The 14,322-nt window shown below is 31.1% G+C and carries 11 protein-coding genes; 10 read left to right on the top strand and 1 reads right to left on the bottom strand.

The features are described from left to right. The first annotated feature begins 379 nt into the window (after positions 1 to 379). The 10 genes from V6137_RS18715 (at position 380) to proC (ending at position 12,661) form a co-directional block, all read left to right on the top strand. Positions 380 to 1,714, top strand: a complete 1,335-nt coding sequence (locus tag V6137_RS18715; RefSeq protein WP_425449500.1) for an extracellular solute-binding protein — start codon at positions 380 to 382, stop codon at positions 1,712 to 1,714. A gap of 327 nt (positions 1,715 to 2,041) precedes the next feature. Continuing rightward, positions 2,042 to 2,956: a UDP-N-acetylmuramate dehydrogenase gene (gene murB / locus V6137_RS18710; RefSeq protein WP_425449499.1), complete on the top strand. Its 915-nt coding sequence runs from the start codon at positions 2,042 to 2,044 to the stop codon at positions 2,954 to 2,956. A gap of 183 nt (positions 2,957 to 3,139) precedes the next feature. Beyond that, on the top strand, positions 3,140 to 3,874 hold the full coding sequence (locus tag V6137_RS18705; protein ID WP_425449498.1) for a PHP domain-containing protein: 735 nt from the start codon (positions 3,140 to 3,142) through the stop codon (positions 3,872 to 3,874). 304 nt (positions 3,875 to 4,178) lie between these two features. Further along, positions 4,179 to 5,036 carry an RNase adapter RapZ gene (gene rapZ, locus V6137_RS18700; protein WP_425449497.1) on the top strand — a complete coding sequence of 286 codons (858 nt, stop codon included), beginning with the start codon at positions 4,179 to 4,181 and terminating at the stop codon, positions 5,034 to 5,036. A 12-nt stretch (positions 5,037 to 5,048) separates the two neighbouring features. Continuing rightward, entirely contained in the window at positions 5,049 to 6,107 is a 1,059-nt protein-coding gene (locus V6137_RS18695) for a gluconeogenesis factor YvcK family protein (protein ID WP_425449496.1), read from the top strand. A 234-nt stretch (positions 6,108 to 6,341) separates the two neighbouring features. Further along, entirely contained in the window at positions 6,342 to 6,857 is a 516-nt protein-coding gene (locus V6137_RS18690; protein ID WP_425449495.1) for a sigma-70 family RNA polymerase sigma factor, read from the top strand. Further along, on the top strand, positions 6,858 to 8,192 hold the full coding sequence (locus tag V6137_RS18685) for a DUF4179 domain-containing protein (RefSeq protein ID WP_425449494.1): 1,335 nt from the start codon (positions 6,858 to 6,860) through the stop codon (positions 8,190 to 8,192). It begins immediately after the preceding gene. A 356-nt stretch (positions 8,193 to 8,548) separates the two neighbouring features. Next, positions 8,549 to 9,451 (top strand): trans-4-hydroxy-L-proline dehydratase activase, encoded by a 903-nt coding sequence (locus V6137_RS18680; protein WP_425449493.1) that lies wholly within the window; start codon positions 8,549 to 8,551, stop codon positions 9,449 to 9,451. 8 nt (positions 9,452 to 9,459) lie between these two features. Further along, positions 9,460 to 11,832, top strand: a complete 2,373-nt coding sequence (gene hypD / locus V6137_RS18675) for a trans-4-hydroxy-L-proline dehydratase (protein ID WP_425449492.1) — start codon at positions 9,460 to 9,462, stop codon at positions 11,830 to 11,832. A gap of 16 nt (positions 11,833 to 11,848) precedes the next feature. Next, entirely contained in the window at positions 11,849 to 12,661 is an 813-nt protein-coding gene (gene proC / locus V6137_RS18670; protein WP_425449491.1) for a pyrroline-5-carboxylate reductase, read from the top strand. Positions 12,662 to 12,870: 209 nt separating this feature from the next. On the opposite strand, the gene V6137_RS18665 is transcribed toward proC, so the two are convergent. Then, positions 12,871 to 13,908, bottom strand: coding sequence for a M42 family metallopeptidase (locus tag V6137_RS18665; protein ID WP_425449490.1), 1,038 nt, complete (start codon positions 13,906 to 13,908; stop codon positions 12,871 to 12,873). Between the last annotated feature and the right edge of the window lie 414 nt (positions 13,909 to 14,322).

Here is a 14,322-nt window from a genome sequence, read left to right as displayed (position 1 = left end):
GATGGCAATCTGTCTTTTTAGTATGTCATAAATTTGTTATTTACTAAAGAAAAGAGAATCCAAGACAGAAATCAGTTTATTTTCTGTCTTGGATTCTTTAAAATATTTCTTAACTTAATGACATTGCTTTTCAGGGTCTTTTTTTTAGAGGAGAAGGGAGAGTGGAGAATTGAGAGTTTAAGGAGATTTTACTCACTACGTTCATAAAATATTATAATTCAAATCAGCTTCAGCTGATTTGTACCTTAACTCTCCTCTCTCCCTTCTCAATTCTCCGCTGTTCCCTCTCAACTATGTTTTTTTGTAATATACCCCACAAAATATGAATAACTATATCATAGGGAAAAGGTATTGTTTGTAATATATTGGGGGGATTTTGGTGGTCTTTAAAATATTAAAGAGGATACTGTCTGTAGTATTAATAATATTTATTATATCATGGCCTATATATACTATATTTTTCCATAAGGGTGATGTGGATGAAAATAAAGAGGAAAATATAGATGACTGGAAAGGCATAATTAAGATATGGGATTATCCTAGGTTAAATGTTAATACAGGAAGTAGATATGGGTGGATACAAAGTAAAATAAGAAAATTTGAGAGGGATAATCCTGGAGTCTATATAGAACTTGAGCCTATTGACTGGAAAAAGGGGCCAGTTAAACTTGAGGTAGCTATGAATACGGGAAATTTACCAGATATAGCACCGTTGACCAATGATCTTATATATAAAGGTTATGAAATGTTAGAGCCAGTTGATGTGTTTTTTGATAAGAGGGAAAGACAGAGTTTTAAAATTCAGGCTCTTAATGCCGTGAAGTATAATAATAGAATGATAGCTGTTCCATCAATGATGACAACATATGCCATGTATATAAATCTAGATTTATTCACAGAAAAGGGAGTAGAGCCACCTATAGATGGAAATTGGACATATGATGAGTTTATAGAAAAAATGAAAAAATTAACTTATGATGGAGATAAAGATGGTAACATAGACCATTATGGTTTTACTTCATTTATAAAGCCAAATTATTATAATGTATGGGGTATATTATTAAGTGATGGGGCAAAAATTATGAGTGATGGGAACTATACATTTTATGGGAAAAGTGCTAAAAGTGGTTTAGATAAATTAGTAGACTTAAGAAATAAATATAAAGTTACACCAAGTGATTTCGGTGTGACAAATGAAAATCAAGCCTGGAAAATGTTTTATAAAGACCAAAGTATAGCAGTATATCCAACGGGATCTTGGGCTATTAGGGTGCTTCAAAATAGAATATCAAATGGAGAAGGGTTTAACTTTGCAGTAGCTAATTATCCAATAGGGGACAAGAGGATTCCTGTGTCCCTTAGTAATAATGTAAGTTCATATGGAATATTCAAACAAGAGAATAAAGGAAAGTTAAATATGTGTGTTAAGTTTTTGAAATTTTTAACACAGGATAAATATCAAAGAGAATTAAATGAACTAGGAATGTTCCCTGTTAAAAGAAATATTACAGATTTATATGAAGATAATCCTCTGATGAGAAAATTTGAAGATAGTCTATCCTATACTATTGTTACCCCTAATCATAGAAAGTGGAAGGATATAGATAGGATATTACAAAATCAAATAAGATTAGCGCTATTAGGAAAAAAGTCAACGGAAGAAGCAATGGAAGAGGCGAGAAGGCAAGTGGAAATGATAGATAATAAAGAATAGATAGTAAAGAATAGATAAGGAGATTTTACTCCTGATGGTCGTAAAATTAAATTAAATCGGCTGGGGGATTACGAATCCCCCAGTAACTAATAAAAACAAAGTGGCCTTTGGCCACTTTGCACCATATCTATTCTTTATTCTTTATTCTTTATTCTTTATTCTCTAAAATAAACAGGGTATTGTTTATTGATTAAAAAAAAGATATACTTTTTATGAAGGTTTTTATTTAAATATAACTTTATAAACAAAGTTAGTAAAGTTAACATAGTTACCAACTGTTAACTATTAACTTAGTTAATAATATTAAAGTAAATGGGGTTGATGTTATTGGAAAAGAATGAAATATATAACTCTTTAAAGAATAAAATAAATGATGGCGAGATTTTAATAGATGAGCCTATGAAAGAGCATACTTATTTTAAAATAGGTGGTCTAGCAGATATTATGGCTTTACCTAAATCTATAGAAGAGGTACAGTGTATAATTAAATTTTGCAATGATAATAATATCGATTATTATGTTATAGGTAATGGTACCAATTTATTAGTTAGAGATAAGGGAATTAGAGGAGTAGTTATAAAAATTGATAAAAATTTAAGTGAAATAAAAGTAAAAGATAATATAATAACAGCACAGGCAGGAAGTTTGTTATCTAAGATATCAAAAATAGCTTTGAAAAATGCCCTTACAGGTATGGAGGGAATAAGTGGGGTGCCAGGTTCTTTAGGAGGAGCTATTACAATGAATGCTGGTGCCTATGGAACAGAAATAAAAGAAGTTATAACGAAGGTAAAATGCATAGATAAACTGGGAGAGATCCATGAATATACAAATGAAGAAATGAATTTTGGTTATAGACATAGCAAGGTACAAGAGGATAACTTATTGGTTTTAGAGGCTGAAATGGAATTAAAAAAAGGAGACTATAAAGAAATTAAATCTAGAATGGATGAATTAACGGAAAAACGAAATACTAAGCAACCTATTAATATGCCGAGTGCAGGTAGTACCTTTAAAAGACCAGAGGGTGACTATGCAGGAAGGTTGATAGATGTTTCGGGACTTAGGGGTCTTACATATGGAAGGGCTCAAGTTTCTGATAAGCACTGTGGATTTGTTGTTAACCTTGGTGATGCAAAATGTGATGAAGTCTTAAAGCTTATAGATATAGTTAAAAAAACAGTTAGAGATAAACATGGAGTAGAGCTTGAACCTGAAGTTAAGATTATAGGAGAAGGTTAAAATAAAGAAGAAATTAAAAAATAGAGAATAAAGAATGGAGAATAAAGAATAGATGAGGAGATTTTACTCCCTGTGGTCGTAAAATATAATTAAATAAAAACAAAGTGGCCTTTGGCCACTTTGTACCATATTTATTCTTTATTATTTATTCTCTATTCTTTAAATAACGGGGGTGGGATAAAGTTGAAGATATTTGGAGATTATCATACCCATACTGTATATAGTCATGGTAAAGGTACTATAAGGCAAAATGTTGAAAGTGCTATTAAAAAGGGACTAAAGGAAATAGCCATATGTGATCATGGACCGGGACATATAAGTTATGGAGTAAAGAAAAGTAATTTTTTAAAAATACGAAAAGAAATAGATGATTTAAATAAAGAATATGACAATATAAAAGTATTAATGGGAGTAGAATGTAATATAATAGGATATGATGGGGAAATAGATATTAATGATGATTTATTAAAACTTATAGATATACTGTTAGTTGGTTTTCACTTTGGATCAAAACCAAGGACTATTAAAGATGCCTATAGAATATATATATTAAATTATTTAGCTAAGTTTTCTAAAACACTTTCTAAAAGGACAAGGTATTTAAATACTAAAGCACTGATAAATGCCATAAATAGGTATGATATAGATTTAATAACCCATCCAGGAGCTAAAGTAGATATAGATACTAAGGAATTGGCTAAAGCTGCAGCAAAGAGGGGTACTGCCCTTGAGATAAATGCTAGCCACGGTCAATTGTCCCTAGAATATTTAAAAATAGCCATGGAAGAAGATGTAAAATTCATGATAAATAGTGATGCTCATACACCAGAGGATGTGGGGAATGTTAAGAAAGGTATAGATAGGGCTGTCAAAGCAGGAGTTGGGCCTGAAAGAATAGTTAATGTAGTTAACAGTTAAAAAAATAATTGACAATTGACAATCGACAGTGGACAATTAAAGGTGCAAATCGGCTGAAGCCGATTTGAATATAATATTTTACGACCGTAGGGAGTAAAATCACCTTAAATTGTCAATTGTCAATTGTCAACTGTCAATTTAGAAATGTAGGGTCTGGGCATGCCCAGACCACCGCCCCGTAAGGTGGCGGAAAAATCAGCTTGCTGATTTTATTAACTATTAACTATTAACTATTAACTATTAACTATTAACTATTAACTATTAACTATTAACTATTAACTATATAAAGTGGAGGGAACTAAAGATGGAGTTTGTTATAATAACTGGATTATCCGGGGCTGGAAAGAGTCAAGCTATGAAAGTCTTGGAAGACGGAGGATACTATTGCATGGACAATCTACCTCCAGCTTTATTGCCAGACTTTGCAGAACTTTGCTATGAATCAAAAAGAAATATAGACAAAGTAGCAGTGGTGGCTGATATAAGAGGAGGAAAGTTTTTTAATGATTTATTTAAAAGTTTAGAAGTATTAAAATTTTATGGTTTCAAGTATAGAATACTATTTTTAGAAGCATCCAATGAAGTTTTAATTAAAAGGTTTAAAGAACTTAGAAGACCCCATCCCCTTTCTCCAGAGGGAAGAATAATTGATGGGATAGAGAAAGAAAGGTATAGGTTATCAGAAGTAAAAGATAAGGCAGACAATATTATAGACACATCAAATTTGAAAACTGCTAAATTAAAAGAAGAAATAAAGAAAATGATAATAGGAGGAAAGGAAACACAGAATCTTACTGTATCTATTCTATCCTTTGGATTTAAAAGAGGGATACCATTAGATGCAGACTTAGTATTTGATGTGAGATTTTTACCTAACCCCTACTATATAAAAGAATTAAGGGATTTTACTGGAAATGATAAAAGTGTAAGGGAATATGTTATGAACTTCGATCAAACTAAAAGGTTTGTGGATAAATTAATTGATATGATAGACTTTTTGATTCCATTTTATACAAAAGAGGGAAAAACTCAATTAGTTATAGCAATTGGATGTACTGGAGGTAAGCACAGGTCAGTAACTGTTGCCAATGTATTATATGAGTATTTAAAGGAGAAAGAGCATAGAGTAACTATAGAACATAGAGATAGTGACAAAACATAAAGGGGAATTATTATGGGGTTGATAGGCTATTTAAGGAGAATAGTTCTACATAAAAAAAATAAAAAATATAATAATAAATATTTATATAGAGAAAGGCGCTTTTCCAAAAGTCCTAAGATTGTGGTTATTGGTGGAGGAACGGGGCTTTCGGTACTTTTAAGAGGCTTAAAGTTATATACTAATAATATAACTGCTATAGTCACTGTTGCAGATGACGGCGGTGGCTCTGGTATTCTTAGAGAAGATTTAGGCATGTTACCCCCTGGAGACATTAGAAACTGTCTTTTAGCCCTTGCTAACACTGAACCAACTATGGAGAAACTTTTACAATATAGGTTTACAGACGGGCATTTAAGTGGTCAAAGTTTTGGGAATTTGTTTATAGCGGCTATGAATGGAATATATGGCAATTTTGAACAGGCTATTAAAGAAATGAGCAATGTATTGGCGGTGACAGGTAGGGTTCTACCTATGACACTAGAGGATGTGGAGTTATATGCTAAATTGAAAAATGGAACAGTAATAAGGGGAGAATCAAATATACCTGAAAAAAACAAGGAGTTAAGAAGTAGGATAGATTATATCTTTATAAAACCAAGAAATAGTAAACCATTAGATGAAACCGTTAAGGCGATAAAGGAAGCAGATGTTATAGTATTAGGGCCAGGAAGTTTGTATACAAGTATTATCCCAAATCTCTTGGTTAAAGATATTCCAAAGTATATATGGCGCTCATCAGCTACAAAGGTTTATATACCCAATGTTATGACCCAACCGGGAGAGACCGATGGATATAATGTATTAAACCATGTGGAAACAATATTTAGACATAGTAGAAAAAAAATAATAGACTATGTTATAGTCAATACTGAAAACATACCTAAATCTACTCTAAAGAAATATTATCAAGATGGTGCCAAGCCAATAATGATAGATGAGAAACAGGAGGAAAAGTTAAACGAGCAGGGTATAGAAGTAATTAAAGATGGATTAGTTGATATAAAAAAAGATTATATACGCCATGATGCCATAAGAACAAGTGAAATAATTATGAAATTAAATAAGAAGTAAGTAAAAAAACGGATTTTGTTTCAAATTGTAGACTTTATCAACATATTGAAACAACTTTGCCGTTTTTTTATTTTTCATATTGTATTCTTTAAATGCTAGAAATCCCTTAACTAATTTCGTTAATTCGAGATTGGAAATATTTTCAACAATAGAATATAATTATATATAAGATTTATTAAAAAAATTTGAACTTTTTAAGGGGGAAAGAACTCTTATATATGAGGGGGGACGGACGTGGAGGATGTAAAGTTAATAAAAAAGGCTAAAAAAGGAGATAAAGAAGCCCTTGTAAAACTTATTATGAATCGCAAAAAGGAGTTTTATAAAATAGCATATGTATATATGAAGAATAAACATGATGCTTTAGATGCCATGGAAGATATGATAGTTTCAGTGTATGAAAATATTGATACATTAAGAAATGATAAAGCCTTCTATGGTTGGAGTAAAACAATCTTAGTTAATTGTTGCAAAAAAAGGCTTAAAAATAATAATATGATAATACCAGTTGAAAAAATTTATGGTATTGTAGGAAAAAACAAATATGAAAATCTAGAAAAGAACATTGATATACATACATATCTTAAGAGTTTAAATAAAAAACAGCAAGAAGCAATAAAACTTAGATATTTTTTAGACCTTGATTATAAAACCATAGCTAAAATAATGAAAACCCCAGAAGGAACAGTAAAATCAAGAATATCCCTGGGTTTGAAAAAACTAAAGAAAAGCTTTGGAGGTGATTATTAAATGAAGAAGGTGGAGGATATTTTAAGAGAAGAGAAAGATTTTTTGGATAATTTAGAGGTTCCAGAGGAATTAGAATCTAGATTAGAATATGCTTTAGAAAATAAAGTTAAAAACAAAAAGGTAAAGAAACCTAAACTTTCAATTGTGGCATGTCTAATAATGTCTCTATTAATAATATTTAATTATCCATCCATTGCAGGTTATATAGATCAATTATTTGGATATAATGAAATCTTAAATATAAAAGGATATAGATCTTTAAATGACTTAATAGAAGAAGGAAAAATTCAACCGGTAAATCAAAAATACAAATTTTCTAATGGAGTAGCGGTAAGGATAGATAGTATTATGGTGGATGGAATTAAAACAATAGTATATTATACTATTTATGATGATAATGGAAATGCAGACGAAATGATGGATAGGATTCTGTTGATGGGGGGGAAGGGTACTTTTGGAGTTGAAGCATATACATCTTGTATATCATGGGAAATAAATACTGAAAAAACCCAGGCTAAAGCAATAAATATTATAAACGCATCACCTAAAAATATTAAAGATATGTTTAAAATAGATATTCAACTATTAGAGAACAATAAAAAGGATGTTATGGAAGTGGGCACAATAAAAATTAAGTTAAATAAAGATAAAATAGATGATAAAGTAATTAATGGAGAAATAGATAAATATGTAAATATAGGAGAATACTCTATTCACCTTGAAAATATGGTAGTATCTTCTACATCTACCACACTAAAGGGGAAATTATCTAGACCTAGATATGAACGGGAATTAATTAAAAAAGACAGGGTTAAGAAAAAGAATATAGATGTTTCCCTTAGGGTATTTGTTGATGGAAAGGAACTTATATATAGGTCCCAAACCCCTCTATACAATGAAGAAAATGGATGGGAAAATTTCGAAATAGACTTTGATGGTATAGATGAAGTAAACAACATAAAAATAGATATTCTTGGTATAGATATTTATAGGGATATAAATGAGTTTATAGGTGAGTGTAGTATTCCAGATAATCCCATGTATAAAGTACGTAATAAGGATTTAACCCTTGAGCAGGTTTATTCAAAACAGGGAAGGCTATATGCTAGGGTAGATATCCCCAATTGGATAAAATATGCCGAAGTTATAAAACCCAAAAAGAATGAAGTACCAGTTTATAAAAAAAGAAATAAAAAGTATATGGTAACTATTGATAAGTATAATAATTACTTAAAAAACTTTGAATTAAAAGATAATGGAGTAATTAAAAAGTTTAAAAGTTATAATGGTGAAGATATTATATTAAAATCCTTTAGCATAATTGATTCATACTAAATATGGTTAAAAATAAATTAAAACAAAAGAGCTATAGGGACGTCTAATAATCAGACCTATAGCTTTTTTTACATTATATTTAAGCCCTACATATATTTATGGGTCCACCGATTCCCCGCTCTCTGCACGGAACAAAGAAGTGTCTTTAGTCACCTTTGTTCTTTTCAAATTATTTATTATAGATAAAACCTAGTTAATATTTATATGGATGAAAAATATTTGTTTTTATGAAAAAATACTATATTTTTATTCATAAATATGATACTATTTAAGTATAATGTTATAGTTCTACGATTATTATTAAAATAATTTATTTAAATGAAGATATATGTATGCAAATAGAGGGAGGTGGAAATTTGTTAGAAGGTATTGTATTTAATATTCAAAAATATTCGGTTCATGATGGACCTGGTATACGAACTACTATATTTTTAAAGGGATGTCCATTGGAATGTATGTGGTGTCATAATCCAGAGAGTCAAAAAACTAATATAGAGATAACACAGGATGCTAACAAATGTTCACTTTGTGGAGAATGTGAAAGAAGATGCCCGGAGGGATGTATAGATATAGATAATAAAAGATTCATTTATGATAGGCAACTTTGCAGTAAATGTGGGGTTTGTATTGACTATTGTATACAAGGTGCTCGAGAGTTAGTGGGTAAAATATATAGTGTAAATGATATTTTAAGGGAAATAGAAAAAGACAATATTTTCTACGAAACTTCCTCCGGTGGGGTAACGTTTTCCGGTGGAGAGGCTATGATGCAGATAGACTTTCTTGAAAATGTAATTAAGGCTTGTTATGAAAAGGGGATTTCTGTCGCAGTGGATACATCGGGATATACTAGTTTTGATAATTTTAATAGAATTATTGATTATGTAGATTTATTTTTATATGACTTAAAGATAGTGTATGATACTAAACATAAAAAATATATAGGAAAATCCAATAAAATTATAATAGATAATTTAAAAAAATTATCCAATAAAGGTGCTAACATAAATATAAGAATACCCCTTATTGATGAAATAAATACAGATGAAAAAAATATTATGGATACTATTGATATTATAAAAGAACTAAATATAAAGAATGTTAATTTATTGCCCTATCATAATATTGGTAGGGATAAATATAAAAGACTAGATAGGACATATGATGAAGAAAGAATGTCTAAACCTTCCGATGAAAAATTAGAACAGATAAAATTTTTATTTGAAAAATCAAATTTCAATGTTAAGATAGGAGGCTAAATATATTTATGGAAAGAGGAATGAATAATAGAATCAAAAAACTAAGAAATCAAAGTACTACAACTAGTCCCCATATTTCTATTGAGAGGGGAATCCTTGTAAAGGAAGTATATGAAAAATACTATGGTAGTGTTGAGATACCTATATTAAGGGCATTGACATTTAAACATATAATGGAGAATAAAAAATTATGCATAAACGAATATGAATTAATTGTTGGGGAAAAAGGGGAAGGACCCCAATCTACACCTACTTATCCAGAAATCTGTTGTCATACTTTAGAGGATTTAGATATAATGGATAGTAGAGATAAAATATCATTTAAAGTAAGTGATGAAGTAAGGAAAATACAAGAGGAAGAAATAATTCCATACTGGCAGAATAAGTCGATAAGAAAAAAGATATTTGACAATATGACTCCTAAATGGAAAGAATGTTATGAAAATGGAATTTTTACTGAGTTTATGGAACAGAGAGCACCAGGGCATACTGTTGCTGATGGTAAGATCTATATAAAAGGTTTTAAAGACTTTAAAGAAGATATTAAAAAATCTTTAGATTCATTGGATTATTTAAATGATATTGATGCTTATGATAAAAAGATTCAACTAGAGGCAATGGATATTTGTTGTGATGCCATGATTACATTTGGAAAAAGATATTCTAAATATGCAAGGAAGATGGCTGAGAAAGAAAAAGATGAAACTAGAAAAAAAGAATTATTGAAAATAGCTGAAAACTGTGAGGTTGTGCCTGCTAATCCCCCTAAAACATATCACCAAGCTATTCAGATGTATTGGTTTGTACATATAGGGGTGACAACAGAGTTAAATGTATGGGATGCATTTAGTCCAGGGAGGTTAGATCAGCACCTTTATCCGTTTTATAAAAAGGAGGTTGAGGAAGGTAAATTAACTAGAGAAGAAGCCAAGGAACTTTTAGAAAATCTTTGGGTTAAATTTAATAATCAACCGGCACCTCCTAAGGTCGGCATAACATTAAAGGAAAGTGGGACATATACAGATTTTGCTAATTTAAACAGTGGTGGGGTTAGACCTGATGGTTCCGATGGAGTTAATGATGTAAGTTATCTAATTTTAGATGTTATGGATGAAATGAAACTTCTCCAACCAAGTTCTAATGTACAAATTAGCAAAAAAACACCCCAGAACTTTATTAAGAAGGCATGTGAAGTATCTAGAAAAGGATGGGGACAACCGGCATTTTATAATACTGATGCGGCTATTCAGGAGATGTTAAGGGCAGGTAAAGATATAGTAGATGCTAGAGAAGGTGGAGTAAGTGGATGCGTGGAAACTGGAGCCTTTGGAAAGGAAGCATTTATACTAACAGGATATATGAATATACCTAAAATAATTGAGTTAACACTAAATAATGGTTTCGATAAAAATTCAAATAAACAATTGGGACTTAGGACGGGAGACCCTAGGGAACTTGAAAGCTATGATGAATTTTTTAATGCCTTTAAAAAGCAATTAAAATATTTTGTTGATATAAAGGTTAAAGGAAATAATACTATAGAAAGAATATATGCAAAACATTTACCATCTCCATTTTTATCAACTATAATTGATGATTGTATAAAGTCAGGAAAAGATTATAATAATGGAGGAGCAAGATATAATACAACATATATACAAGGTGTTGGAATAGGTACTGTAACAGATTGTCTGTCATCAATAAAATATAATATATATGATAAAAAGAGATTTACAATGGATGAACTTCTAAAGGCTTTAGATGATAACTTTGTAGGACATGATGGAATACATAGTATAGTTTCCAATAAGACACCTAAATATGGTAATGATGATGAATATGCAGATGAATTGATGGTTGATGCCTTTAATACTTTCTATAATATAGTTAATGGTAGAAGGAATACCAAGGGCGGACATTATAGAATAGATATGCTTCCTACCACTTGTCATGTCTATTTTGGTTCAGTAATGGGAGCAAGTGCCAACGGAAGATTGGCTCATAAACCTGTATCAGAAGGCATATCTCCAGCTAAAGGTGCAGATACAAATGGGCCAACTTCGGTGGTAAAGTCAGCATCTAGAATGGATCACTTAAGGACCGGAGGTACACTGCTTAATCAGAAGTTTACTCCATCGGTTGTAAAAGGTGATAGGGGACTTGAAAATATGGCATCTTTAGTTAGGGCATATTTTACTATGGATGGTCATCATATACAATTTAATGTAATAGATAAAGAAATATTAATAAAGGCTCAAAAAAATCCAAATGAATATAAGGATCTAATAGTTAGAGTGGCAGGATATAGTGATCACTTTAATAACCTAGATAAAGCATTGCAAGATGAGATCATTGAAAGAACGGAACAATCATTTAGTTAGAAAGGAGAATTTCTATATGAATAAGACTATAGGATTTATAGGTTGTGGAAATATGGCTCAAGCAATAATAGGAGGAGTAATTAGTTCTGGGTTAGTAAAACCCAAAAATGTTATTTCTTCGGATATGGATAATAATAAGTTAAATAAAATATCTGATGAACTTAATATTAATATCACTAATGATAATAAAGAAGTGGCTAAGGTATCAGATATATTGGTTTTAGCAATAAAACCCCACATATACAACATAGTCATTAAAGAAATAAAAGATATGGTAAAAGACGATGTTATCATAGTAATTATTGCGGCAGGTAAGAATATAAAAAGTGTTGAAGAGGGATTTAATAAAAATATAAAAGTTGTTAGAACCATGCCTAATACTCCAGCTTTAGTTGGAGAAGGAATGACAGCAATGTGCTTTAATAATAAAATTACAGATGATGAGAAAGAAGAAGTTATTAATATCTTTGAAAGTTTTGGTAAGGTAGAAATATTAAAAGAAGATTTAATTGACTTTGTTCCTGCTGTAAGTGGCTCATCACCTGCCTATGTATTTATGTTTATTGAAGCCATGGCAGATGCTGCAGTACTAGATGGAATACCTAGAGAAAAGGCATATAACTTTGCAGCGCAAGCTGTGTTAGGTGCGGCTAAAATGGTGTTAGAAACAGGCAAGCATCCAGGAGAACTAAAGGATATGGTTTGTTCACCAAAGGGTACAACAATAGAAGCCGTGGCAAAACTTGAAGAAATGGGACTAAGAAATGCTGTGATTTCTGCCATGAGAAGTTGTAGTGAAAAGTCACTTGAAATGCTAGGAAAGAAATAATAAGTGGGGACCTTCTAGGTCCCCCTTTTTTTAGTTGAATAAATTGACAATTGACAATGGATAATGGACAATTAAGGTACAAATCGGCTAAAGTCGATTTTGATATAATATTTTACGACCCCAGGGAGTAAAATCACCTCAAATTGTCAACTGTCCATTGTCAATTGTCAATTATAAGGAAGTTGGGGGATTCGCAATCCCCCAACTTCCTACTTAATTATATATTTAATTCCTAACTTAACAGTGTTCTCTATGGCGTCTTTATGGGTTCTTTCGTGGGAATGGGATGCATCTACTCCAGGACCTATAAGACCGTGTTTAAACTCCCATCCTGCCCTTAGAGCAGCACTGGCATCTGATCCATAATAAGGATATATATCCACACTATGGTCTATTTCATTTTCTTTACATATATCTACAAGTTCTTTTCTAAGTTCAAAATCATAGGGGCCACTGGAATCTTTAGCACATATAGTAACTTTAGATTCATCAGATGTTTGGCCTTCTCCAGGAGCAGCCATATCTATGGCTATAAACTCAAATGTTTTTTCAGGAATTGATGCAGATGCACCATGTCCTACTTCTTCATAATTACTTATAAAAAAGTTTGTAGTATATCTAGGTGTGATATTGTTTTCTACTATGTACTTAGCCATTCCTAGTATAGCTGCAACACCAGCTTTATCATCTAGATGTCTTGATTTAATAAATCCACTTTCAGTAACAATAGTTCTAGGATCAAAATATACAAAGTCTCCAACGTTTATACCAAGTTTTTCAACATCCTCTTGACTTTCAACCTTTTCATCAATTCTTACTTCCATGGTAGTGTCTTTTCTTTCTGTAGATGAAGCTTCACGACCATATACATGGGAAGATGCTTTAGAAATAAGAATTGTACCTGTATATTGCTTGTTATCACTTGTTTCAATAATACAATGCTCTCCTTCAACTGAGTTCCATGTATAACCACCTAATTGTGTTAATTTTAGCTTACCGTTACTTTTAACCTCCTTAACCATGGCACCTAGGGTATCAACATGACCAGATAGGGTTCTATGCTTGGAATCCTTTTCTCCTTTAATAGTGGCTACTAGAGCGCCCTTAGTAGTTATATAAGTAGGGATATCTAACTTTTCAAACTCTCCCTTAACTATGTCCATAACTTTTTTTGTATTACCAGAAGGACTGGGAGTTTTTAAAATATTAACTAAAATGTCTGTAACATACTTCATATCAATATTCATAACTATACCTCCAAAATTTTAATTTATAATACTTATTTTACAAGGATATATATAATATTCAGGTAGCCTGTAACAGGTTTCCTTAGCATCTAGGGCGATGTATAATACCAAGTTAACTTAGAAGATGCTTCATTAGTTTTTAGGTACATTATAATACCAAGCTAACTTATAACAAATCCCCTTAGTTTTTGGGAGCATTATATAATACCAAGCTAACTTATAACAAGTCCCCTTAGTTTTTAGGTACATTTATAATACCTAGATAGCTTATAATATATTCCCTTAGTTGCTGGGGGATTCGTAATCCCCCAGCTTATATATTATATGCTATCTAGGTATTATAAATGTACCTAAAAACTAAGGGGACTTGTTATAAGTTAGCTTGGTATTATATAATGCTCCCAAAAACTAAGG

Origin of the sequence: Dethiothermospora halolimnae, assembly GCF_037577855.1 — a bacterium.
Classification (GTDB): Bacteria; Bacillota; Clostridia; order Tissierellales; family VENL01; genus Dethiothermospora; species Dethiothermospora halolimnae.
The sequence above is the reverse complement of the archived record's forward strand: the minus strand, read 5'-3'. Positions and strand labels throughout refer to the sequence as shown.

Excerpts from the sequence above, each read along its gene's own strand:
- V6137_RS18685 (WP_425449494.1), top strand. The coding sequence starts at position 6,858 with ATGAAGAAGGTGGAGGATATTTTAAGAGAAGAGAAAGATTTTTTGGAT.
- rapZ (WP_425449497.1), top strand. The coding sequence starts at position 4,179 with ATGGAGTTTGTTATAATAACTGGATTATCCGGGGCTGGAAAGAGTCAA.
- hypD (WP_425449492.1), top strand. The coding sequence starts at position 9,460 with ATGGAAAGAGGAATGAATAATAGAATCAAAAAACTAAGAAATCAAAGT.
- V6137_RS18665 (WP_425449490.1), bottom strand. The coding sequence starts at position 13,908 with ATGAATATTGATATGAAGTATGTTACAGACATTTTAGTTAATATTTTA.
- V6137_RS18695 (WP_425449496.1), top strand. The coding sequence starts at position 5,049 with ATGGGGTTGATAGGCTATTTAAGGAGAATAGTTCTACATAAAAAAAAT.
- proC (WP_425449491.1), top strand. The coding sequence starts at position 11,849 with ATGAATAAGACTATAGGATTTATAGGTTGTGGAAATATGGCTCAAGCA.